Source organism: Lysobacter sp. Root604, from assembly GCF_001427505.1.
Lineage (GTDB): Bacteria > Pseudomonadota > Gammaproteobacteria > Xanthomonadales > Xanthomonadaceae > Lysobacter.
This window is the reverse complement of sequence record NZ_LMGS01000001.1, coordinates 1,140,267-1,163,227: the sequence shown is the minus strand read 5'-3', so window position 1 is coordinate 1,163,227 and position 22,961 is coordinate 1,140,267. Positions and strand designations below refer to the sequence as shown.

26 protein-coding genes are annotated in these 22,961 nt (G+C 65.1%); 16 read left to right on the top strand and 10 right to left on the bottom strand.

Annotation, left to right across the window (positions count from 1 at the left end; genetic code table 11):
- Positions 1-20 precede the first annotated feature (20 nt).
- Together ASD69_RS05410 and ASD69_RS05405 are read right to left on the bottom strand one after the other, a co-directional pair.
- On the bottom strand, positions 21-443 hold the full coding sequence (locus ASD69_RS05410; RefSeq protein ID WP_056174752.1) for a hypothetical protein: 423 nt from the start codon (positions 441-443) through the stop codon (positions 21-23).
- Position 444: 1 nt separating this feature from the next.
- The gene (locus ASD69_RS05405) at positions 445-1,278 is read right to left on the bottom strand and encodes a universal stress protein (protein ID WP_056174751.1); all 834 of its coding nucleotides are present in this window, start codon (positions 1,276-1,278) and stop codon (positions 445-447) included.
- A 367-nt stretch (positions 1,279-1,645) separates the two neighbouring features.
- Between ASD69_RS05405 and cydP the strand changes: the two genes are divergently transcribed.
- The 7 genes from cydP (at position 1,646) to ASD69_RS05370 (ending at position 5,956) form a co-directional block, all read left to right on the top strand.
- The gene (cydP, locus tag ASD69_RS05395; protein ID WP_157499014.1) at positions 1,646-1,900 is read left to right on the top strand and encodes a cytochrome oxidase putative small subunit CydP; all 255 of its coding nucleotides are present in this window, start codon (positions 1,646-1,648) and stop codon (positions 1,898-1,900) included.
- A 6-nt stretch (positions 1,901-1,906) separates the two neighbouring features.
- Positions 1,907-3,490, top strand: coding sequence for a cytochrome ubiquinol oxidase subunit I (locus ASD69_RS05390; protein WP_157499012.1), 1,584 nt, complete (start codon positions 1,907-1,909; stop codon positions 3,488-3,490).
- Complete coding sequence (cydB, locus tag ASD69_RS05385) at positions 3,487-4,620, top strand: cytochrome d ubiquinol oxidase subunit II (RefSeq protein ID WP_056174742.1); 1,134 nt, start codon at positions 3,487-3,489, stop codon at positions 4,618-4,620. The genes ASD69_RS05390 and cydB overlap by 4 nt, the downstream gene beginning before the upstream one ends.
- On the top strand, positions 4,620-4,745 hold the full coding sequence (cydX, locus tag ASD69_RS21080) for a cytochrome bd-I oxidase subunit CydX (RefSeq protein ID WP_082576278.1): 126 nt from the start codon (positions 4,620-4,622) through the stop codon (positions 4,743-4,745). Before cydB ends, cydX begins: the two co-directional genes overlap by 1 nt.
- Positions 4,745-4,999: a cyd operon YbgE family protein gene (locus tag ASD69_RS05380; RefSeq protein ID WP_056174740.1), complete on the top strand. Its 255-nt coding sequence runs from the start codon at positions 4,745-4,747 to the stop codon at positions 4,997-4,999. Before cydX ends, ASD69_RS05380 begins: the two co-directional genes overlap by 1 nt.
- Positions 5,000-5,047: 48 nt before the next feature.
- Positions 5,048-5,512, top strand: a complete 465-nt coding sequence (locus ASD69_RS05375; protein ID WP_056174738.1) for a universal stress protein — start codon at positions 5,048-5,050, stop codon at positions 5,510-5,512.
- A gap of 87 nt (positions 5,513-5,599) precedes the next feature.
- A complete protein-coding gene (locus ASD69_RS05370) occupies positions 5,600-5,956 on the top strand; it encodes a DUF4377 domain-containing protein (RefSeq protein ID WP_056174736.1) in 357 nt (118 codons plus the stop codon).
- Positions 5,957-6,052: 96 nt separating this feature from the next.
- Here the strand turns inward: ASD69_RS05370 and ASD69_RS05365 are convergent, their stop codons facing one another.
- Positions 6,053-6,295, bottom strand: a complete 243-nt coding sequence (locus ASD69_RS05365; RefSeq protein WP_056174734.1) for a DUF6868 family protein — start codon at positions 6,293-6,295, stop codon at positions 6,053-6,055.
- A gap of 9 nt (positions 6,296-6,304) precedes the next feature.
- Complete coding sequence (locus ASD69_RS05360; RefSeq protein WP_056174732.1) at positions 6,305-6,859, bottom strand: GNAT family N-acetyltransferase; 555 nt, start codon at positions 6,857-6,859, stop codon at positions 6,305-6,307.
- 360 nt (positions 6,860-7,219) lie between these two features.
- Here ASD69_RS05360 and ASD69_RS05355 point away from each other — a divergent pair, with 360 nt between their 5' ends.
- The 5 genes from ASD69_RS05355 (at position 7,220) to ASD69_RS05335 (ending at position 12,772) form a co-directional block, all read left to right on the top strand.
- Entirely contained in the window at positions 7,220-8,308 is a 1,089-nt protein-coding gene (locus tag ASD69_RS05355; RefSeq protein WP_056174730.1) for a hypothetical protein, read from the top strand.
- A 138-nt stretch (positions 8,309-8,446) separates the two neighbouring features.
- Positions 8,447-9,007 carry a hypothetical protein gene (locus tag ASD69_RS05350; RefSeq protein ID WP_056174728.1) on the top strand — a complete coding sequence of 187 codons (561 nt, stop codon included), beginning with the start codon at positions 8,447-8,449 and terminating at the stop codon, positions 9,005-9,007.
- Positions 9,008-9,031: 24 nt separating this feature from the next.
- Entirely contained in the window at positions 9,032-11,497 is a 2,466-nt protein-coding gene (gene lnt, locus ASD69_RS05345; RefSeq protein ID WP_056174726.1) for an apolipoprotein N-acyltransferase, read from the top strand.
- Positions 11,498-11,635: 138 nt separating this feature from the next.
- Positions 11,636-12,484 carry a hypothetical protein gene (locus tag ASD69_RS05340; RefSeq protein ID WP_056174724.1) on the top strand — a complete coding sequence of 283 codons (849 nt, stop codon included), beginning with the start codon at positions 11,636-11,638 and terminating at the stop codon, positions 12,482-12,484.
- A 6-nt stretch (positions 12,485-12,490) separates the two neighbouring features.
- Positions 12,491-12,772 carry a S41 family peptidase gene (locus ASD69_RS05335; protein WP_056174722.1) on the top strand — a complete coding sequence of 94 codons (282 nt, stop codon included), beginning with the start codon at positions 12,491-12,493 and terminating at the stop codon, positions 12,770-12,772.
- Positions 12,773-12,975: 203 nt separating this feature from the next.
- Here ASD69_RS05335 and ASD69_RS05330 read toward each other — a convergent pair whose 3' ends face one another.
- The 4 genes from ASD69_RS05330 to ASD69_RS05315 form a co-directional block, all read right to left on the bottom strand.
- A complete protein-coding gene (locus ASD69_RS05330; protein WP_056174720.1) occupies positions 12,976-14,397 on the bottom strand; it encodes a HAMP domain-containing sensor histidine kinase in 1,422 nt (473 codons plus the stop codon).
- Complete coding sequence (locus tag ASD69_RS05325) at positions 14,394-15,068, bottom strand: response regulator transcription factor (RefSeq protein WP_056174718.1); 675 nt, start codon at positions 15,066-15,068, stop codon at positions 14,394-14,396. The genes ASD69_RS05330 and ASD69_RS05325 overlap by 4 nt, the downstream gene beginning before the upstream one ends.
- 49 nt (positions 15,069-15,117) lie before the next feature.
- Positions 15,118-15,690 carry a methyltransferase domain-containing protein gene (locus tag ASD69_RS05320; RefSeq protein ID WP_235567143.1) on the bottom strand — a complete coding sequence of 191 codons (573 nt, stop codon included), beginning with the start codon at positions 15,688-15,690 and terminating at the stop codon, positions 15,118-15,120.
- Positions 15,691-15,994: 304 nt separating this feature from the next.
- A complete protein-coding gene (locus ASD69_RS05315; protein ID WP_056174716.1) occupies positions 15,995-16,405 on the bottom strand; it encodes an SRPBCC family protein in 411 nt (136 codons plus the stop codon).
- A 397-nt stretch (positions 16,406-16,802) separates the two neighbouring features.
- Here ASD69_RS05315 and ASD69_RS05310 point away from each other — a divergent pair, with 397 nt between their 5' ends.
- The 3 genes from ASD69_RS05310 (at position 16,803) to ASD69_RS21715 (ending at position 20,252) form a co-directional block, all read left to right on the top strand.
- A complete protein-coding gene (locus ASD69_RS05310; protein WP_157499006.1) occupies positions 16,803-17,519 on the top strand; it encodes a hypothetical protein in 717 nt (238 codons plus the stop codon).
- A gap of 212 nt (positions 17,520-17,731) precedes the next feature.
- Positions 17,732-19,240 (top strand): hypothetical protein, encoded by a 1,509-nt coding sequence (locus tag ASD69_RS05305; RefSeq protein WP_157499004.1) that lies wholly within the window; start codon positions 17,732-17,734, stop codon positions 19,238-19,240.
- A 367-nt stretch (positions 19,241-19,607) separates the two neighbouring features.
- Positions 19,608-20,252 carry a hypothetical protein gene (locus tag ASD69_RS21715; RefSeq protein ID WP_157499002.1) on the top strand — a complete coding sequence of 215 codons (645 nt, stop codon included), beginning with the start codon at positions 19,608-19,610 and terminating at the stop codon, positions 20,250-20,252.
- A 7-nt stretch (positions 20,253-20,259) separates the two neighbouring features.
- Here the strand turns inward: ASD69_RS21715 and ASD69_RS21710 are convergent, their stop codons facing one another.
- Positions 20,260-20,721, bottom strand: coding sequence for a HEPN domain-containing protein (locus ASD69_RS21710; protein WP_157499000.1), 462 nt, complete (start codon positions 20,719-20,721; stop codon positions 20,260-20,262).
- A 632-nt stretch (positions 20,722-21,353) separates the two neighbouring features.
- Entirely contained in the window at positions 21,354-21,497 is a 144-nt protein-coding gene (locus tag ASD69_RS21705) for a hypothetical protein (protein WP_157498998.1), read from the bottom strand.
- Positions 21,498-21,969: 472 nt separating this feature from the next.
- Here ASD69_RS21705 and ASD69_RS21075 point away from each other — a divergent pair, with 472 nt between their 5' ends.
- Positions 21,970-22,389 (top strand): H-NS histone family protein, encoded by a 420-nt coding sequence (locus ASD69_RS21075; protein WP_082576277.1) that lies wholly within the window; start codon positions 21,970-21,972, stop codon positions 22,387-22,389.
- Positions 22,390-22,961 lie beyond the last annotated feature (572 nt).

Sequence of the window (22,961 nt, the reverse complement as noted above, 5' to 3'; positions counted from 1 at the left end):
CACGCACCGTGCGCCATCGCTCATCCGACGTTGCTTAGAGGTCCGGCGGATGCGCCCAAATGGATCATGGCCGCGCCGTCATCGACACCGCAGTGCGCTTGCGTCGTGGCGATCTCGCAACGGCGCAGCCGCAATGCCTCGAGAAAACGGTCGTAGCGATCGAAGAACCGTTGCCACGCCGCTCCGGGGTCGGTGCAGGCTTCAGACCCCAGTTCGACGTAACGCGCCTGGAGATCGCCGAAGCGCAGATCGAGCTCGCGCACGACCTCATGCATGAGCGCACGCTGCTGCCGCAGCATCGGCCCTTCGCCCGAAATGGCCTGATGGCGCAGGGACTCGATGCTGGCCGAGGCGCGGGCCAGCGCGCAACGGGCGTGCCCGCGCAGCCGCGTCGGATCTCCCATCATAGGATGGTCCATCGGATACACGATATGGCGCGCCATGTCAGTGTCCGAAGAAGACGGGAAGGTCGGCGCCTATCAGCAATTCCCGGGTCGTGCCGCCCAGCACCCACTCGCGCAGGCGGGAATGCCCGTAGCCGCCCGCGATCAGGGCCTGCGAGCCGGCCTCGTGCGCGTACCGCAAAATCGAAGTGGCCACACTCTGATCCAGACAGGGGCGCACGATGCGGTGGGCATCGATGCCATGGCGGATGAGATGCCGCACGATGCGCTCGCCGGACTGCTGAGGGTCCGGCGTGCCGTCCTCGTCGATCGTCAGCACATCCACGCGTTCGGCCTGCTCCAGCAAGGGCAGGGCATCGTGTACGGCGCGGCTGGTCTGGCGGGTGGGTTGCCAAGCGATCGCGAAGCGCCGCATGGGTGCGGGTGCCGAACGCGGAGGAACCACCAGTACCGGCCGTCCGGACTCGAGCAGCAGGTCGACGAAATAGGCGTGCGGCACGACGGAATCCGCGTTGTCGCCGACCGCGCCGGCAACGATCGTCAGATCGGCGTCGTAGGCGTGCCTGGCCGCGGATCTGGACGCTTCCGAGTACAAGGCTTCGATCAGCCGGGCTTCGGACGAGACGGACTCGACCGCGAGCCGGGCTTGGAGTCGCGCCAGGTTCTTCGCCCCGCGCTCGCGCAGGATCGCATGGGCTTCGTACATCGTCGCGTCCGGCATCAATCCCCATGGATGCGTCAGCGGCATCGGCAGGTCGACCATCTCCAGAACCGTCAAATGTGCGCCATGCGACTTCGCCAGCGCTATCGCCAGGGCCAGAGCGTCCTCATCCGCGCCGGCGCCCGTCATCGGGATCATCAGATCCTTGTACATAATTGCTCTCCCCGGCCGGGTGCGGCCGCGGTATCCATTGCACCCCCGTCGGCGAGGCCGGGCACTGATCTGCGTCAAACGCGTACCGATCCGCCAGTCCGTGCGCGGTTGTGACCACGCAAGCGCATCGATTGATCTGGATCAAGACGGCGATGGGCGGCGGCTGAGGTAATGGCGAGGGCCTTCTTACGGACGCGACCATGGGCAGCGAGCGTTTGCGCAAATGCGTACTGGATGAACGGGCCGTCGACCCGCGGGCGATCGCGCAATCCCCGAACATCCGAGTCGACGCGGACGGGGACGGGCAGGTCACCTCGAGAGACCCGGTCGAAGACCGCCAATCCCACAATGCGGCGGAGAACGCCGCTTGGCGGGTCGCCAGCGCGAAAGCGGTGGAGAACCGGGCTCGCATCCGGTGAACGCCGCGCGCGCGCCGGGCGAATCCGCCGATGAGGCGGGCATGCCGCCCGGATTCCGCCGCTTGCTGCGTCGGCGCATCGTCGTCGCCGTCGTCGCCAAGCTGGCGCTGCTGACGGTGCTGTACCTGCTGTTCTTTTCGCCATCGCACCGACCGCGCATAGACGACGCGAAAGTCGATCGGCTCCTTCTGCCTACCAGGTGAATCGCCATGCCCGATCTACACGTCGTAGACCTATCGAGACTGCAGTTCGCGCTCACCGCGCTGTATCACTTCCTGTTCGTTCCGCTGACCATCGGGCTGGCCGTGATCATGGCGATCATGGAGAGCGTGTACGTGATGACGGGACGCCCGATCTGGAAGCAGATGACCCGCTTCTGGGGCGTGCTGTTCGGCATCAACTTCGCCATGGGCGTGGCGACCGGCATCACCATGGAGTTCCAATTCGGAACCAATTGGGCGTACTACTCGCATTACGTCGGCGACATCTTCGGTGCGCCTCTAGCCATCGAAGGCCTGATGGCGTTCTTCCTGGAAAGCACCTTCGTCGGCCTGTTCTTCTTCGGTTGGGAGCGACTGAGCAAGCTCCAGCATCTTACGGTCACCTGGCTGACGGCCATCGGCGCGAACCTGTCGGCGCTGTGGATTCTGATCGCCAACGGCTGGATGCAGAACCCGGTCGGCGCGGAGTTCAACTTCCAGACCATGCGCATGGAGATCACCGATTTCGCCGCGGTGGTATTCAATCCGGTGGCGCAAGCAAAATTCGTGCATACCGTCAGCGCCGGATACGTGACCGGTGCCATGTTCGTGCTTTCGATCAGCGCCTGGTACCTGCTGCGCGGACGCAACCTGGAGATCGCGCGGCGGTCCATGGTGGTCGCGGCGAGCTTCGGCCTGGCGTCGGCGTTGTCGGTGGCGGTGCTAGGCGACGAAAGCGGCTACACCGCGTCCGAGAACCAGAAGATGAAAGTCGCCGCGATCGAGGCCGAATGGCGCACCCATCCGGCTCCGGCGTCGTTCACGGTGTTCGGCATGCCGGACATGGAGCGGCGCGAAACCGCGCACGCCGTGCGCATTCCCTGGGCGCTGGGCCTGGTGGCCACGCGATCGCTGGACAAGGAGGTTGCGGGCATCCATGAGCTGGTCGAGCACAACCGCGCGCGCATCCGCCGCGGGATCGCCGCCCATACGGCGCTGCGCGAGTTGCGCGCCGATCGCGAGGATCCCGACAAGATCGCGGCGTTTCTGGCCCTGCGCGAGGATCTGGGATTCGGGCTTCTGACCCTGCGCTACGTCGCCGACCCGGCCACGGCCGACGAAGCGGTCATCGATCGCGCCGCCTGGAGCACGGTCCCGAACGTGCCGGTGCTGTTCTGGTCGTTCCGGATCATGGTCGGTCTGGGCTGCTTCTTCATCCTGCTGTTCGGCTGGGCGTTCTATCTGGCCACACGGGGGCGACTGCATCGGCCCTGGTTCCTGCGCATCGCGCTGTGGAGCCTGCCGCTGCCCTGGGTCGCCGCCGAGCTGGGCTGGATCGTCGCGGAATACGGGCGCCAGCCGTGGGCGATCGACGGCATCCTACCGACCTTCCTGGGCGTGTCCTCGACCAGTTCCGGCCAGGTGCTCGCCAGCCTGATCGGCTTCGTCGTGCTCTACACCGGGCTGGCGGTGGTCGACGTGGTGCTGATGCTGCGAGCGATTCGTTCGGGGCCGGACCGGCTGAAGTTCTGGCCGGCGTCCCATCCCCTTCATGGCGCGATAAGCCCCCCGAACGCGAGGACCGACCGATGATCGACTATTCGCTGCTGCGCATCATCTGGTGGGTTCTGCTGGGCGTGCTGCTGATCGGCTTCGCGGTGACCGATGGCTACGACCTCGGACTGGGCGCCATCTTGCGCCTGGTCGGACGCGACGACGTCGAACGGCGCATGGTGATCGAGTCGATCGAGCCCAATTGGGAGGGCAACCAGGTCTGGTTCATCCTCGGCGGCGGCGCCGTGTTCGCGGCTTGGCCGCTGTTGTACGCCGCCTCGTTCTCGTCCTTCTACTTCGCCATGTTCCTGCTGTTGGTGGCGCTGATCTTGCGGCCGGTCGGCTTCGCCTTCCGCAACCGCTTGCCGCATGCGCGCTGGCGCGGCGCCTGGGATTGGGCCCTGACCGTCGCCGGCGCGGTGCCCGCGTTGGTCTTCGGCGTGGCGTTCGGAAACCTGCTGCTGGGCGTGCCGTTCCATTTCACACCGGAGCTTCTTCCGGTCTACGACGGCAGCTTCATCGGCTTGTTCAGGCCCTTCGCCCTGCTCGCCGGGGTGGTCAGTCTGTCCATGCTGGTGATGCACGGCGCCGCATTCGCCGCTATGCGCATCGAGGACCCTGTCGGCCGCCGTGCGCGGCGCATCGCCCGCATCGCCGCCGCCACGACCGCGACGGCATTCCTCGTGGCGGGCATCTGGCTGCGCTCCATTCCGGCGCCGGCGATCGTCAGCGGCCTGCATGCCGACGGCTCCTCGGATCCGCTGACCAAACACGTGCTGATGATCGACGGCGGCTGGTTCGCCAATTACGCCTTGACGCCATGGATGATGGCCGTGCCGGTCGCGGTCGTCGCCCTGTTGATCGCGGTGGCGACGGTGCGCTCGCACGGGCTCGCCTTCCTGGCCAGCGGCGGCGCGGTCGCTGGCATCATATTGACCGCGGGATTGGCGATGTTCCCGTTCCTGATGCCGTCCTCCACGCTTCCGGGCCACGGCCTGACGATCTGGGACGCGTCCTCTAGCAGGCGCACGCTCGGAATCATGCTGGTCGCCGCGGCGATATTCCTACCCCTGATCCTGGCCTACACGGGCTGGGCCTTCCGAGTCATGCGCGGCACCGTGACCCGCGCCTACGTGGAGTCGCAGCACGATTCCGAAGGAGGTTACTGATGTGGTACTTCGCTTGGATCCTGGGCCTGGCCCTGGCGTGCTGCTTCGGCGTGCTCAACGCGATGTGGTACGAACTGCGCAGCGACGAAGAGCGCAGCAGACGCGAGGTGCAGGAGGACGTGTGATGGCGCGTGCGGTTTCGCTGCTGCTGGCTTCGTGCTTGAGCCTGGGCCTGCTGTTCCTGCCGGCGATGCGCGGCGGCGGCATGACGGCGGCCGGGCACGGTCTGTTGACGCCCTTGATGCTCGCTATCTGCGCCGGCTTCGTTCACGGGGTGGGCTACCGTCCCTTGCATTCGTGGCTGCGCGCCGCGTTGCATCCGGCCCTGCTCTGGCCGGCGATGTTGGTCCTGGCGCTGTCGTGGGCGCGCAGCTTCTGAGCGCGCAGGCCTTGATCTGGGTCAAGGCGCTCCGGCCGGGCCCGGGCCATGCTCGCGGTCAATGAACGCACGAGCATCGAGGAGAAGAGCATGCGTATCCTGATTGCGGTCGACGGCAGCGAGGCCGCCTTGCGCGCGGTCCGTTATGCGATACGACTGGCTGGGGAGCTGAAGCTGGCGCCGGAGTTGCACCTGCTGTATGCCGACGAGCCGCTGCTGCGCAGCGTCGCGATGAGTCTGGGGCTGGAAGGCACCCGCCGTTATCACGCCGAGAACGGCAGGATGGCGACGCAGAAGGCCAGGGCCATGCTCAAACGCGCGAAAGCCGCCTGCGAGGAGCATGTGCTGGTAGGCGAGCCGGCGCCCACCATCTTGAAGTTCGTCAAGGCCAACCGCTGCGATCTGATCGTCATGGGCTCGCACGGGCGATCGGCGCTCAAGAGTCTGTTCCTGGGCTCGGTCGCCAGCAAGGTGCTGGGAAGCACGATGGTGCCCCTCACGGTCGTGCGTTGAAGGAGGGGCAGAGCCTGTTTGCGCGGCCGATCCTGGCGCGCCGTGGTCTTGTCCCGGATCCGGAGCAGTGATGAAGGAGTATCGATCATGACTCGGCTCATCGTCGCGGCCGCAGCGCTGCTGCTCAGCGGCTGCATGTCGCAAATACTCCTGGACGGCAGCCCCGCCGGGACTCCGAATATCGCCGGCGATGCGGTGGCGAAGCGGATACGTGCGGTGGCCAGCGAAGCTTGCGCGGGCCAGCTGCCCGCGCTGCGCTACCAGGTGCTCGAGCATGGCGGCGACGGCTGGCGGCCAAGGTGCGCGCGCGTGGAAGGCTTCGCCTACACGCAAGGCCAGGACTATGTACTGGAAATCATCGAGTATCCGGCCGCCCAGCATTCGTCCCTGGGACGCCTGGTGCTCAAGCAAGTGATCGGGGCTTATCCGCACATACACGAATAGCCGGAAGCGCGCTGATCGAGCCACCGCGGGCTTCGCCGGCGCCTGCGTCGGCTGCAGCCTCGCAGGCGCAAGCGCCGTCTGACAGGGCAGGGGATCTCAGCGCAGGCAGCACAATACGATGTAGGGGACGATCAGTAACATCCAGATCGCGATCTTGTACAAGCCGAAGATCAGATAGGCGCTGGCGTCTAACGCGGACGGCGACAGCGCGAACCAGCGGCCGTGCAGCCGCTGGATCGGCTCGCGGAACTTCGCGTAGGCCGCAAACCCCAGCAGCAAAAGGCCGTAGTTGAGAACGGCGCACCAGAGCAGGAAGTTCGGCCAGAATGCGGTGTTCATAGGGTCGTCTCACAGGCTCAGTTCGTGTATGACCTGGCTGGCATCGTCCGGATCGCTGCGAGTGCGGAAGCCCAGGTCGCCGGCCAGGTCGCGCATACGCCGATTCTCGGCCGAATCGATCGAGTACATCGTGCGAATGCCGCGTTCGCGCGCGATCCGGATCAAGCGGCTCATGAGCGTCGTGCCCAGGCCTTTGTTCTGCCATTCGTCGGTCACGGCGACCGCGCATTCGCAGCGCGATCCGTCCGGGCTGGTCCCGTATCGGCTGACGCCGACGATTTCGTCGCCGTCGTCGCCGCCCGTCGTGGCGATCAGCGCGTAATCGTGGACGTAGTCGATGTCGGTCAGCTGACGGATCAGGTCCGCGCTGGGATGCCGGGTCTGGCCGAGAAAACGAAAGCGTCGCGACTGGTCCGACAAGCCTTCGATGAACGCGCGCTCGGCGGCGGCGTCCTCGGCCGCGATGGGACGGATGGTGAGTCGGCTGCCGTCGCGCAAGGTTTCCGGCCAATGCGCGGTGCCAGGGGCGGGGCTGGTGGAGGTCGACGAGGATTTCGTGGCCATGCTGCGTACTCCCGTATGGGGCTCACATGCAGAGTAGGTCAGCGGCCTTAGCTTCCATTGATCCAGGTCAACCGTTGCGACTGTGAAAGGCGGCGCAAACTTGAGTGCGGAGCATGCGGCCCTGTCGATCGCCATCCCGTACTCGGCTCGCCGCCCATGTACGAAAACGTGATGCCGTCCCTCGCCGCTGTTGCAGCGCACATTGCGCGCCCGGGGACCGTACGCTAGCGTCTGGGGGCGATGGTAGGGGGAGAGACGCCCGGAAAACTGCGGGCGTCCTCATCGTGATCGGGTTTAGCGTTTTCTCAGCGGGCACCAACCGGTGTCCGTGGCGCACATCATTTCGAAGGGGAATTAAGGATGAAGACTCTGTTCCGCACCAGGGCGGGGCGGTGGCTGTCGGCTGCTGCGCTGCTTGCGCTTGCGGCTCCGGCCATGGCCAGCACGCTCAACCAGAACGTGTCGTGGACCATCGACCGGGCCGGGACCAGCACCAAGTACCGCGTCGTCGCGTACGGCGATTCGATCTTCGCCGGCTACAACGGCTCGATCAGCAACGCGGCGCGCTACTCGGCGCCGACGGTGGACGCCGAATACCTGTCGGCGCGTTGGAACGCCGACATCGAAAGCATCCGCCGCGCCAAGTCCGGCGCCGTGGCGCGCGACGTCTACGAGAACAAGATCGTGGCCGAGCGTTCCTACATGCAGGCCGCGACCACCCGCGTGGTGAGCTTCGAAATGTGCGGCAACGACGGCCTGCAGGCGCGCTCCGCCTTCAAGTCGCAGACCGGAACCTGCGATTACAGCGGCCTGGACGCGGCGGTCAATTCCTGCAAGACCTACGTGTCGGCGGCGATGGATTACATCAATACCAATGCGCACGCCAACACCCGTCTCAAGGTGATCTCCAACCTGTACTACCCGGGCTACAACGCCGACAACGTGCAGAGCTCCTGCCGCGACGCCAGCACCGGCCAGACGGTGAACATGCGCGACCGCTTCCTGCCCGCGATCGCCAAGATGAACTACTGGATGTGCGAGTACGCCCGCCAGAAGGGCTTCCAGTGCGCGGACAGCTTCGCCCAGTACATGGGCGCGGACTACGACAGCAACGGCGACGGCCAGATCGATGCCGACGCGCTGCGCTACGTGTCCGGCGAAAGCGAGGCCAGCTACATCAACCGCACCGCGGTCACCCTGCGTGCGACCTTGCGCGACGCCAACACCAAGTTCGTCTCGTCCTCCAGCTCGTTCGACTACATCCAGTCCGACGACACCCATCCGACCTACACCGGCGGTACCGTGTCGGCCGGGCTCTGGGGCGGCAGCACGGGCAGCGGCGCGCCGCGCTACTCCAGCTTCAGCAACGGCCGCAGCCCGATCTGGAACCAGTACGGGCACGAGCGCATGGGCTGGGCGCTGTCGGTGTATCAGCCGGCCACGCCCTGACGGATGGGTTAGGAAACCCGCCTCGTGGCCAAGCGCAGCCAGCCGCGTACCCCGTCGTCCCGAGCGGACGGCGAGGGTATGCGTGTGATCGCGAAGCCGCCCACCGCCCGCGGCAGATGGCTGCCGTGGGCGGTTTGCATGGTCGTCGCGCTGGTCGCGGCGTCGGCCTGGTGGGTGCTCAAGCCAGAATCCGCTGATCGCAACAACGCGCTCGCCGCACAGGCCGGCGCGCAACACGATGCGACGGCCGGCCCGATCGAGGGCCGGCCGCCGTACGCGCGCCCGAAGCTGCAAGCCGCATCGCTGGAGGAGCCCGAGGCCATGCCCAGCCAGGATCCCGACGATCTGGCCGCTTACTTCCAACCCGGCGATCCGGAACCCAGCGGCGCGCAAGTGATCGAGGCCTTGCAGCAGGCCGGCGTGCGCACCGGTCTGGGCGCGTTCAATCCGCCCGGCACCAGTCCGCCGTTGGCGGGACTGGCCGTGCCGGAGGGCTACGACCTGCCCGAAGGCTATGTGCGCCATCACCAGGTCACCGACGAAGGCGTCGCGATCGAGCCGATCCTGATGTTCGCGCCCGACTTCACGCTCTACGATCCGCAAGGCCGGCCGATTCAGATGCCGTCCGATCGCGTCGTTCCGCCCGCGCTCGCGCCACCGGGCATGCCGTTGCGGCAGGTCCGCATTCCTCCGCGCTAAGACCGCTACACGGAGTTCTTCGACTTGACCAAGGAACGGTTGTCTACGTCCCGCTGGCGCAGCCTCGCCGGCATCCTCGCCACCGCCTTGTTGCTCGGCCTATACGCTCGCGGCGGCCCCGCCTGGGGGCTGGGCTTCGTCGCCTTGGTGCCTTGGCTGCTGGCGCTCGATACCGATCGCAGCTTGCCGCGCGTGCTGGCGATAGGCGCGCTGATGAGCGTCGCCTTCGTGGCCGCGGCGTTTCATTGGTTCGGTGCGGCGATCGGCGCCTACACCGGCGTGGGCGCGGCGACGGCGACGGTGGCGCTGCTGCTATTGGCGCCGTTGCTGCAGCCGCAGTTCATCGCCTACGCACTGGTCCGCCAACTGACCGGACGCCGCTACGGGCCGCTGCTGCGCGCGTTGGCCGCGGCCTCGGCCTGGGTGGCCTGCGAATGGCTGCTGCCCAAGCTGTTGGGCGACACCCTGGGGCACGGCCTGTTTCCGTCCGCGGTCCTGCGCCAGATGGCCGACCTCGGCGGCGCCGCGGGCATCACCCTGGTACTGCTGCTGGTCAACGAGGCGCTGGCCTTCGCCATCCGCCAACGCGAACGCGGCCTGCGCGCGGCGCTGCGGCCGTTGGCGCTGGCGGCGCTGATCGTGGCCTGCATGGCCGGCTACGGCCTGCTGCGACGCGCCGCCTTGCAGGCACCCGCGATAGCCGATGCGGCGACGCTGCGCGTGGCCATGGTCCAGGCCAGCATTACCGACTACGAGCGGCTGCGCGAGGAAATGGGCGCCTACGCCGTGGTCCGCCACGTGCTCGATACCCATTACGCCTTGTCCTGGTCGGCGATCCGCGACCACGACGCGGACGTGCTGCTGTGGTCGGAAACCGTGTATCCCACCAGTTTCGGTAGCCCGCGCAGCGAAGACGGCGCGGCCCTGGATCGGGAGATCCAAGGCTTCGTCGATGCCGCCGGGGTGCCGCTGGTGTTCGGCACCTACGACCGCGACGAGCAGGGCGAGTACAACGCGGCTGCGTTCCTCGAACCCGGCAAGGGCCTGCTCGGCGCCTATCGCAAGACCTATCCGTTTCCGCTGACCGAGTACGTGCCGCGTTGGCTGGACGGCCCCTGGTTGCGCGGCTTGCTGCCGTGGGCCGGCGGCTGGCGCCCGGGCGAGGGCGCGCGCGTGCTGCCCTTGCGCAGCGCGGACGGGCGCGAAGTCAACGTGGTGCCGCTGATCTGTCTGGACGACGTGCATACCGACCTGGCCATCGATGGCGCACGCTTGGGGGCGCAGGCCATCATCGGCATGTCCAACGACTCCTGGTTCACCGCCTATCCGGTCGGCGCCCGATTGCATCTGGCGGTCGCGGCCTTCCGCAGCATCGAGACGCGGCTGCCGCAGGTGCGCGTCACCACCAACGGACTCAGCGCCATTATCGACGACACCGGCGAAGTGCTGGCGAGTACGTCGATGGGCGACCAGGCTGTGCTCACCGCCTTCGTCAGCGCCCGCGATCCGGCGCCGACCTTGATGGTGCGCTGGGGCGACTGGGTGGGGCGTGCGGGCGCGGTGTTCCTGCTGGCGTTGGCCGCATTGAGCGTCTGGCGCGTCCGCTACCGCCGTGCCGGCGCCGTGCCGAAAGACGAATCGACGGTAGCGGTCGTCGCGCTCACGCCATTGTGGCGCACGGCGGCCGGCGCGTTGAGGTTGTGCGCGGGCGCGGGCTTGTTGTGGCTGGCCTACGACATGCTGTCGCGCATCGGCCTGCAGATCCAATCCTTGTCGCAGCTGAAGATCTTCGCCGCCGCGGTGGTGGCGCCGGCGCTGGCGGCCTGGGCGATCGAGCGCGCGTTCCTCGCGCAGGCGCGCGTGGAAGGGCCGTTGCTGGTGCTGGACCAACGCCGGCAACGGATCGAGATGCCCCTGGCCTCGATCGCCGCCTTGCGTCCCTGGCGGCTGCCGCTGCCGCGCAGCGGCGTCGACCTGCGCTTGGCCGAAGGGCCTTACTGGACGCGCGCTCTGGCGCTGTCTCGGCCGCATGCCTTGCGGCGCCTGTTGGCCGCGACCGGCACAGCGGTGGACGGGGGAGGGCGCGTGGCGAACGCGTTGGCCGATCTGGCCCAAACGCGTGCGGACGCACGCCGGCCGCGGCTGGATCACGCGCTGGTGAAGTTCGCGCTATTCCCTTTGCTGCTGGCGCTGGTGGCGTTTCGTCTGCACCAGGTCATCGCCTTCGGCGGCAGCTTCGGCGAGTACTACAGTTACGGGCTGGCGGCCTACCTGACGGGGTTGCTGATCTGGTGGGCATCCTGGTCGATCGGCCTGATGCTGTTCGCCGCCGCGCTGCGGATCGCGATCGAAACGGCGGTGGCGTTGGCGATAGCGCTGCGTTCCGCGCACCTGGCCGCGCTGCGCGACGCCTTGGAATGGCTGGGCCGTCTGGCGTTCTATCTGGGCGTTCCGGCTTGGCTGGCGTTTCGTCTGATCTCCACGGGATAAGCGGTCTTTCGTCCGACTTCGGGGGTGGCGTTCCGGGGTACGGAGCCGGGCAGGCCAGGGCAGGCAGAGTCCGCTTGCGACCAATCGGCCACGGCCGGCATCGGTACTGGGATCTGGCTTAGCCCGCGAGGATCCGCCATGCGCCACCACGAGACCAACTCCGGCATATACCCGGGCCTGCTAGCCATCGGCCTGTCCGCACTGCTCGCGATCGTTTCGCCGGCCTTCGCTGCGGACCCGGACGATCCCTATCCGGCGGCGATCGAGACCCTGGCGGACAAATTGGCGACGCGCTTCGTCGATCCGGCCGTGGGCCGGCGTTACGCGGACATGCTGCGTAGCAAGCTAAGCGCGGGCGAGTACGCGGACATCGACGACGCCAAGGACCTGGCGCAGCGCCTGACCCTGGACCTGCAAGCGGTCGCGGCCGATGGTCATCTGCGCGTCGATCTGGCGCCGGACCTCGGCGCGGGCGCCGGGCCCGTGTCCAACGGTCCGCGGCGAGTCGTTGGCCCCGCGCCGACGGGTACCGGAAGTGCGCGAGCATCGCCGCAACGCGTGCCACCAGCGAGCGGAGCGCCGAGTCGGGTATCCGCACTGGCTCCGATCGACCTGCCCAGCGTCGCCGAGACCAAGTGGATCGCGGACGGTGTGGCCTACATACGCTTCAACCAGTTCGCCGGCGAACCTGCGTCCGTGGCGGCGATCCGGGCCTTCGTGCAAGACCATGCGAACGCCAAGGCCGTCATCATCGACACGCGCAGCCTGGCGCGGGGCGGCGGCCTGGCGGAGATGGACGCCTTGTTTCCTTTCTTGTTCGCGCAAGAAACGGTGCTGGTGGAAATGTCGGTGGCGAAGAACGACAGGCTGGGGCGAGGTCCGGTGCCGTTCGCAACCCCGACGCTGCGTACCGTCCCCGGTGCCGCGAACCAACTGGTACGCCAGCATGTGGCCATTCCCGACCCGGCCGAACGCCGCCTGCGCTAGGCCAAGGTGTTCTACCTGACCTCCAAGCGCACGCGTTCGGCGGGCGAGCATTTCGCTCTCGCCTTGCAGCGCACCCACCGAGGCACGCTGATCGGCGAGCGCACCGCGGGCGCCAATCACTTCGGCGGCATCGAGCCCATCGGTGCGGGCCTGGCCGCGTTCATCCCGGTAGGACGCACCTATGATCCGGATACCGGCAAGGATTGGGAGGGCGTCGGCATCGTTCCCGATATCGAAGTTCCGGCCGACGAAGCTTTGGCCAAAGCCTTGACGCTGGCCGGCGCTTGAAAGAGTCCGCGCTTCGGAACGGGCAGGCAGGCGAGTGGGAGATGGCGACGGAACGACGAATGCGCGACATCCCGCGACGAACAATCCTGTCAATGCCATCAACGACGCCGGGAACTGCCGATTCTTCGTCGACAATCCCTACGCCGACTGGCCTTGCGCAAGCCTGCGCCGCGCGCAGGTAGGCATAGACTTGGCGTGCCGGTTCAAGCGCCGTCCTGCACCGCGGTTACGTCGCGGTCCGTGCCGAGCTTCGCATGCTGCGAACGCGCCAAGGGCAAGGCCAATCTGAAACAAGCGCCTTGCCGCGGCGCGTCCACGATCTCGATGGAGCCCCGGTGCAGTCGCACGATGTCGCGGACCAGATTCAATCCCAGCCCGCTGCCGCGTTGGTTGCCCCGGACGCGATAGAAGCGTTCGAACACTTTCTCGCGATACTCGGGACGAATGCCGGGGCCTTGGTCGGATACTTCGATAATGCCGTGGCCGCTATCGCGACCGACGAAGATCGTGATCGCGCCGCTGTTGCCGCCGTGCTCGATGGCGTTCTGAACCAGATTCACCAGGACGCGTTCCAACGCCAGCGCGTCGCCCGCGACCCGGGCCGCGTCGGTAACGGTTTCGAATGCGAGCTCGTAACCGGCGGAAATCGCCAACGGCGCCAGGTTGGCGGCGGTTTGCCGGCCCAGGTCGACCAGGTCGATCGGTTGGAAATTCGGGTTGCTCCGATCCAGGCGCTGCAGGTTCAGCAGGTGCTCGGCCAGCACGGACAAGCGCGCGACGTCCTGCAGGAGTCGTGCCCGGTCGGGGGAGGGGGGCATCGACTCCAGGCGGGCGTTGAGTATCGCGACGGGAGTGCGCAGCTCGTGCGCGGCGTCCACCAGAAAGCGTCGGCGTCTTTCGTGGCCTTCGTCGTAGCGCCCCAGGGCGTCGTTAACCGCCGACACCAAGGGAAGCACTTCCTCGGGCACGCCGGCTTCGGGCAGACGCGCTCCGCGCTGTTCGACATCGAGCTTGCGCGCGGTGTCGACGACGGGCTCCAGGCTCTTCAAGGACCAACGCACAACCTTGGGGGTGGCGATCAGGGTGACCAAGGTCATCAGGACCAGTAACGGCAGCAGGACGGTGACCAAGACCGACAGAATCAGCCAGCTCGCGCGGCCGGGCGCCATCACCCGGCCTTCTTCGGTCGTCAGTATCTGGACCCTGCCGTACTGAGTATCGACCCGCTTGAGACGCGCGCCGGTCGCCTTGTCGTCGTCTATCAGGTATCCCAGCCGGGCCTGACTGACCTGGTCCAACGCGCCGCCGATAGAGGCGAACTCCGGCGGAATCGGACCATGGCGCAGTTCGTGGCCTCGCCGATCGCGGATGACGTACCACAAGGCCGGAATTTCCCGGCGCAGTTCCATAAGGTCCGGCGTTTCGCGCAAGCTCATCCGGCCGCGGTCGTCCAGCGTCAATGCCTCCTGCAGAATCTCGACCGCATTGTCGGCGTCCTTGGCGACGTTGCTGCTGTACAGCGCCAATACGATCAGCAATCCGAAGACCGCCAGGAGGGCGCCTTGCAGTGCCAGCAGTCTCCACAGCAGGCGCTGCTTCAGCGAGTGCGGGCGCGATCGGGTCATGCCGCCTCCCGCAGCAGGTAACCGATGCCGCGGATGCTGTGGATCTCCACGCCGGCGCCGGCTTCGGCCAACTTGCGGCGCAAGCGGGAAACATGGGAATCGAGTGTGTTCGACTGTATGTCGTCGTCGAATCCATAGACGGACTCTTCGATCACGCTGCGCATCACGGTGCGGCCGCGGCGTCGCAGCAGGGCTTCGAGCAGCAACAGTTCGCGGCGCGGCAGTTCCAGCGGTCGTCCCGCGACCTCCGCCAGCCGTTCCACCAGGTCGAACGCAAGCAGGCCCACGCGTATCGTGTCGGATGCCATCCGCGCCGGCCGGCGCAACACGGCGCGCAGCCGGGCAAGCAGTTCCTCGATCGCGAAGGGCTTGACCAGATAATCGTCGGCGCCGGCGTCCAGGCCGACGACGCGATCGGTGAGATCTCCGCGCGCGGTCAGCACGATGACCGGCGTGCGCAGCCCCATTGCGCGCAAACGCGGTATCAAGGCGACCCCATCGCCGTCGGGCAGGCTTCTATCGAGCACGATCGCGTCGTGGACATCGCCCATCGCGGCCGCTTGCCCTTCGCCCAGGGTGGGGACGTGGTCGGCGACCATGTCGTAGCGCTTCAGGGCCTGCGTCAGGGCCACGGCGAACTCGAGCTCGTCTTCGATCAGCAAGATGCGCATGGGTCCGACCCTGTCGCGTAGGCTGCATTCTGCCACCGCCATCGCAGGCTCATGCTCCGATCCAGCGCGAGGCCGCCCGCCGTGTTACCCGATACACCGTCGCGGGAGGCAGATTGCCGTACACGCGACCCAGCCTTTGCACCTTGAAGCCATGACGGTCCGTCCACGAGCGCGGCAATGGGAAGCGTGCTCCATAAGTGAACTGGTAGAACGCGCCGTCGACGGCAAGATGGCCGAATGCGCCGAGCAGCACGGCGAGCCGATGCCGTCGCGACAGGTTGCGCAAGGGCAGGCCACTGACCACGGCGGAGACTGGGCTGTCGACCCGCGAGAGCGGGTGCGGAAGGTAGCGGGCGTCGGCGCGCAGGACCTGCGCCGCCGGAAAGCGCCGCTCCAGCAGTGCGGCGAACTCCGGTGCCGCCTCGACCAGAACCAGATCCTCCTCGCGAACCCCTCGTTCGAGCAAGGCGCGGGTGAACACGCCGGTGCCGGGCCCCAATTCCAATACCCGGCCGGGGGCTGCCGCTACCTCGCTGGTAATCAAGCGGGCCAGCGCGGCGCTGGACGGCGCGATCGCTCCGACGCGTCCAGGCGAGCGCCGCCAGGTACGCAGGAACGACAAGAGGTCGCGCCATCCGGGGTAGGCGGCCGCGGAAGAGTCCAGCGGCGCGGATTCGTGCGGGGTTTGAGGTAGCGATGCTGGACTCATTCGAACTCCACAGGGCAGGCGAGAGTCCGATCTTAGGAAGGAAGGTTGCGCCAACATTGCGTGTTCAAGCCTTCTGTTCTCGACTGGGCGCCCATTGCTGCGACTCGGCCGACACGGTGTACCGGCCTGGCGCCTGCAGTCCAAGGGCCAGGTGCCTGCGACCCGGAGCAGACAGACCGCGGCGCCGCAGGTACGGCGCCGCGATGCGCGCTGGATGTCAGGCCTTCGCTTCGACGTGGCGGGCGAAGTTGTCGAGGATCGCCTGCCAGCCGGCGCGCTGCATTTCCGGCGAGTTCTCCGACTCGGCGTCGAAGGTGGACTTGATCAGGACGCCGTCAGCCTGAGCGACGAACTCGGACTGGACTTCGCGGCCGTCCTCCATCCGATACTCGATCGTCTGCTGCGGGACCACGCGGGTGTAGGTGCCCTCGAAGTCGAAGCCGAAGCTGCCGTCCTTAGCTTCCATACGCGAAAGGAACTTGCCGCCCTCGCGCAGATCGACCGTGCTGCGGGTGGTGTGCCAGTCGTCGCTGGCGGCGTTCCACTGCTTGATGTCCTCCGGGGTGTTCCAGGCCTTCCAGACTTGGTCCAGGTCGGCGCGTACCAGGGTTTCGATGGTGATCTTCATGTTGTGCTCCAGTGCGGCCCGGAATGGGCGTTCATTAGCAGCGTCGAACGGAGGGGCGCCGAATCGACAGGCTCGCGAAGATTTTTTCAGATCGCCGCGCCGATGTCGCCGAGCCGGGATGTCGCGCGGACCCGTCCAGGCGCGGCGCGGCTCGGCGACATGGACGGCTGTGGCGTCTTCTACGAGGACTTGTTGCTTTGAGCCTGTCTTCGGCCAGGGCAGGGCAGATGCATCCGGTCCGGATCCGATTCGAACGATGCGGCGGCACCGCGAGGGGCGTCGCGACGCCCCCGGCCTTCGGCACCCGTTCGATTCGCGCCTGGTGTGCGCTTGACTTTGTCCGGTGGCGGTGCTGCGATGATCCGGGTCCGCACCGTACGGCAAGGCAAGGATGCCCATGTACCCTCGTGGTCAGGTCGCCCAACCGGATATGGATGTCTCGCCACCGCCGCAGCGCGCGGAGCGCGACGATGCCGATCTGGATCGCAGAGGACGAGACGCTCGCGGGGACTCCGAAGATCCTACGCAAGGCGACGCCAGCGAATCGCCGGACTCGCAGATCCGAATCCCCTCAGATGCCATCAGCTTGTATTCCCTGGGGGGCGCGGAGGGCAAATCCTCGACGTTGGGGATAACGCTGCTGGAGTATCAGGGGCTCCCTTTTTTCGAGTTGACGGTGAAGGGTTCCTTCGAGGTTGGCCCCAGCCTCAGCATCGACTACGTCCCATCCCCGAGCATGCTCCTGGACGCCAAGTCCCTGAAGGAGGGCAGCTCCTTCGAGACGCCGATACCGCTGCCGCTGGCCGGTACGTCCTTGAACTTCGGCGTCGGCATGGACGGATCGCAGACCATCGGCCTGGAGTTGGGGCTGGGTCCCAAGCTCGGCAGGGCATCCTTGGGCGGCGCGCAGGTCTACGCCTATACGGTTTGCCCGGATTCCGGCCCTTGTTTCGACGCCGGCGCGAAGCTCAAGACGGGCAACATCACCTACAAGGCCGACGTCGGCGTTTCGCTGGGCCGCGGGTTCGACGTCATGGCCGACGAGATCGGCCGCGCGATCATTCGTTCGCTGGAGCTGCCGGTACCCGGAGCAAACGGCGGTAGTCAACGCTGAAACGCACAGGGGGTGCGCGTATGTCGTCGTCTTCGGATTCGCTGTTTTCCAAGGTGCAATCGCCCGACGAGCTGATCCAGCGATTGCGGTTCGACCCGGACCCGATTCCGACCGATTCCGACGAACTGCTGGACTTCCTGAAGCGCGACAAGGACCTTCAGCTGCGCCTGCTGATCCGGGACAAGGCCAAGGACATTCCCTTGTCGGGGATCGTGCAGCAAGGCGGCAAGATCCGGATCACCGTGCTGGATACCTTGCTCGAGCCAGGCCTGAATCCGTTTCTCGTGCTCGAGAACATCGGCGTCGCCCGCTCACTGCTGTCGGATTGCCTGGAGCTGCGCCGACGCATCGAGGCGCTGCAGCTCGACCTGTTCAACTACGCGCAGGAATCCTACGAGTTCGAGGAGACCAAGAAGCTGCGGGACGCCGAGCTGACCCGTCTTGCCGACGAAGTGCAACTGCACGACGGCTTGCTGGCCGCCAAGCGCAAGGAGCAAACCGCCTTCGCGAGCGTGATCGCGAACTGGACCGAGGCCATGGCCAGCCATGGCGCGGACGCGCCCGGACACACGTCCGAGCATCGCGTCGACCGGGCGCTGATTCAGTCCTATTGGCCGGTGATCCATTCCACGTCGACGCCGGGTAATGGCACGCCGGAATTGGTGAAAGTGTCGAATGCGCCCTACAGCGCCCTGTTCTCCGGTTCCGTCTTCGACATCGTCTGGGCGGCGATGTCCTCCGATGCCAAGCGCAGCGTAAAGTTCGAGACCGCCAACCAGCGCAACGAAACCCTGCGCCTGCAGAACGAGAAGTCCGTGATCGACAGCCAGATCGCCCAGATCTCGGCGGCCAAGAAGATCGCCGTTTACGAGCACGACTTGGCGAAGAATCGCAATGCGATACGCGACGAGAAGTGGCGCCGCAAGGTGGTGCAGTTCGAGACCAACTCCGGCCTGGGCCTCAATCGCCGCTTGCGCGACTCGCTGATGCTGTATTCGGAGATCTTCGGCCAGCTGCGTGTCGCGCTGCACGCGATCGAGTTCGGCCAAACGGAAATCCTGGGCATGACCATCGAAGGCTTCGACGCCGAAAGGCTGGACCTTCGCAATCGCTACATCCTGGAACCGGCGCGCACGCAAACGCAAAGCGCGCCGGGCGCGGACGTGCAGGAGTCCTTCGACGACGGCATCTGGATTTCGCTGGACACGCTGGGCAGCTACCTGGTCCAGGCCGAGGCCCGGATGCGCAGGCGCGCCCATTCGACGCACGTCACCCAATCCGTGCTGCGGCTGGACGGCGAACTGGGCGAGGGCAGTGCACCCATCAATCTGGAACAAGCCGTCGGCCCCAACAGCGCGCTCGCGGCGGACACTCGGCGGGACAATATTCTCGCCATCCGCATCCTCAACCTCGGCGACCCGATCAGCCTGCGCCTGCGCTTGCGGCGGCCGCAGCCAATGGGCCAGTACGTCCCTCCGGATTTGCAGCATCCGAACGGGTCCTGGCTGCCCGATCCGATATGGAAAATATTGTCGAGCTACGATCTGGCGTTGGACTACGCCTATCTGCCCAGCACCTCGGCGGCCGTCGCGCCCGAGGTGCCGTCCGTGGTCACGCAGTTCTTGAACCGGGAACTCAACGGCCTGTTGAAAGCGACCGTCGGACCGGCGGAGCCGACCGCGCGGAAGCTGTCGCTGAGGATCGAGGTGTGGCACACCTGATGGTCGACATCGATGACGCCACGCAGTGCCGCAGACCCAGGCCAGGATCTGAGTGCGGGATCAGTACAGCGGTGGCGCTGGATGTGCGGTGTTGGTACAACGACCAGGTTTTCGACGCCCCAAGTGATACAAGGGGAGGGCGCTATGACTAATCTTTCTGCTTCTGATATTGAGGCTTGGTGGGGAACTGGACTGGCAACACTTGTTCTCGTCTGGGACATTTTACAAGTGGTTGACTGCCAGGGCGCTCCATGGGCAAACCCGAATGACTGGCCGGCATGACGCCGGTCGTTTTGTGAGCTAATCACACGGGGGTAGGGGTGTGACTGACAGGGATCTTCAGCTCCGCATTAGGCAGTCTCGCAAGTTGTCTAATCAGGCCGCAGGCTTCGTTTATTCCGGTCGATACTCAACCGAAAGGCAACGTATTGCGTTGTCGGCGATGCTGTTGGCACATGAGCATCATTCGGCTTGTGTCAGTATGGTTAGTTCGTCGCACTATGCATCGGCGGCTGCGATGTTGCGGCCAATCGGAGAAGCAAGCGCATGTGCTTTCTGGACTATGTATGCGGCTCCAAAAAAGTGGCTTGGGTCACTCTTGGAGCTGAAGCCGGGGAGTGCTCTCGAATTTAAGGCAGATACGCCAAATTTGGATGACATGATCACCGCCCTTGCCTCTAGCAATATTCCCGGAGTGAAGAGGCTGAGCGCCTTGAGGCAAGATCCTATGTGGCGACGATTTCATAAGTACACGCACGGTGGAATGATCCAATTGGATCGTCGCACACATCCCCAGCCGTTCGACGAAAGCGAGAATCGCATTCACCTGATGCAGGCTGACGCATTCTTGCTGCCTGCGGTATCGCTAGGTACGGTATTGTTCAATTCTGATGAGCTGACTTCATTCATTGCAACAAGCTACAGGACGCTCAGTGAAGAAGTGGAAGCGTATGGCGCAGCACCAGCGCCGCCTTGGGCGGGGTTGCCAGAACCGCCAGACCTGGACGATTAAAGCGCCCTTACTTCACGAACAGCATCTCTTCCAGATCATTTTTTGTCGGTACCGCTTTGTCTTCAATCATACGAACAATGGCGGCACGTAATAGCTGGAAAGTCTGTAGCAAATCGTCTGGTGACTGCTTTGCAGGTCCATGAGCCGCCGCTGAGCGACCATCGTAAAGCCGCTGAACCTCCTTCTGCTTTTGCAATCTCTCGGGGCCGCGAGGGGTAAGGAAAGTAGCGATATTTGATGACACGCTGTATCGCAGTTCTGCCTTCGCTCTAGCAAAAATTGCCTCTAGCGCACCCCACAAGGAAACCATCATCATTGCGTGATTCGGAATAAACTGCGCGTTATCGAACGTCTCAAGCGCGAAACAAAACTCGGGTGACTCGCAAAGATCTAGTGCAGCCTGCCAATTCGCAATTACCCAACCCATGTTCTCGATCAGTTTTGCTGGTTCTCTATCTATCGCCGCCATTTCGAAGTGTCGTGGCCTGGATCCGAATAGCACAGCCACATGCTCATTGTGCCTAGCGTCGGAGTATGGCTTTTCCTTCAACTGTTGGATCGGACAGTCTGTGAGCAGCTGAAGCACAATCTGCGGGTCGCTCCAAAGGCGGAGGAGGGTAACTATCGTATTTACGACCCTCTTTCCGTCGACTTTCTTGTGTCGAAATGTGGATGGCAAATACAGTTCGGTCTCTATGTCGATGCCAGGTCTTCTCGAACCAGCCTGCCAGGGGCCAGGATGATAGGAATGGGGTGTCGCCGGTCGTTCGAACGCAAGGATGTCTGTCGAGAAAACGTGAGCGTACGTCCCCCTTAACGTTACGCCGTGCCCTAGCTCGATCACCGCGTCTCCCAACTTCAGTCCCGACAGACCTGCATACAAGTCATGCTCTACGTTTTCCATGCCCCCCCCAAAGCCTCTTTCCTGGCGGGTAGCGTAGAGCATCTTAAGAAGCCGCTACGCCTCCTGCCCGTCGAGCCCTTGCTGCCGCAAGCCTGTCTTCGGCTTTCTGACGGAATATCAGGCCACGCAAGCGTTCGGGCGTGATCCGGCCGTCGTTCGGAGACACAAGATCGCGGGTTAGGTCTACATCGCCAGATCTACCGCTCGAACATGCGCATGTGCCGCCACATCCAGCGATCAAGCAAGCCGGGTCCGATCCAGTCGCCGTGCGGCGATACCAGGCGGCCGCCGGCCATGCGCCAGCGATCCCACGGACCGTAGAGCGCCGTGTGGTTGTACACCGTACGTTCGTAGTGCTGGCGTGCGCATTGGTTCGGGCAAGGCTTGCCGTCAAGCCAACAGGGCGGGCGTGGTGTATCCATCAGCGAGCCTCCATGCTGCGGCTCGCCATGCAGCGCCCAGGCCACTGAACCGGCCGCGAACACGACGTGCCATCCGTACGCACGATCGGATCGTACTTCGCATAATGCATATTATGTAAATACGAACCTGGGCCCCAGGCCACGTGTCAGCAACCCGCTTTGTCAGCTTCGGACGCCAGATCCGCAAGCAACATACCGGCTGGCTGGAGTTGGTTAAGGACTAGGCTTTTCGCGCCGGCGGGCCATTGCGGGCTGAGCTAGCGAATCTGGTGCAGGACTCTGATGACGGCTACTTCGACTGGCTGCAACTTCCTGCCGAAAGCACATTCTGATCACAGGACATCGGCATGTTGGTTGACAGGTTGATAGGCATGCCTGGACCCTAAGCGGCATGAACATTGATGTCGATAAGCTCAACCTCTCGGAACTGAAGTCCCTACTGACCGCCGCGGAGCAGCGAATGCGGCTGATTTCCAGCCGTCGCCCCATTGCCTTAGTGCGTCGAAAAATGATCGCACTCGCCGCCCAGTACGGTTACACGATCGAGGAACTCTATGGCGATCAGCCGGTAGCTGAGATTGCGACTAAGAAGCGAGCGCCGCGGCGAAAGGCGAGCAAAGTTGCTGCCAAGTACCGCGACCCAGAGAACATGCGCAACACCTGGTCGGGCCGTGGACGTATGCCGCGATGGCTGGCCCAGAAGACGAAGTATGGCCGGAGCGTAACGGACTTCCTGATTCCCGGCCTAGGAAAGCCAACCGCACGCAAGGGCGGATCAATAGGCCAACGAACGCTCATCAAGCAAGGATGACGCGAAATCGGAAGTCGCGAATGGCTGCCTTGGGTCGGAAGCTGCCTCCCCTACCCTAGATAACCCTCGCTAACCGCCAGGTTCTTCGTGAGATCCGCCATCTCCGCGCGTGCGCAACTTATGGATTCCGACCAGATCCAGCGGTCTCACGCTCAGCGCCGGCCTCCAGATTTCATTCTGGCCGGTTGGTACTCGCATCAGCCCTGGTTTTGCGCGCAGCGCGACGTCCGGCGCGGTCCTGAGCTATAGACCGGCTACGTTGTCGATCGCGGCCGCTCTCTAGCCGGCCAGTTTCGCCCCATCGCCCTGGGTGCAGGTGCTCCGGATCCAATCACGGCGGATCGCAGCTGCCGTCGTCCGGCAGCGATCACCAGCCCCTGACGTTTTGCCCGACCCGTCAGAGGCTTGCTTGGTCGCGATTAAATGCTAATGAGAATCACTTGCTATCGCGCGATGAATCGAGGACGATTACGAGCGCTGGGCCATCGGGAACGGAGACAGCCTGAGCATGGTGGGTGTCGTTCGCGCTTGCTGACCACAGATCGCTGGATGTGAGGGCGTGCTGATCTCGC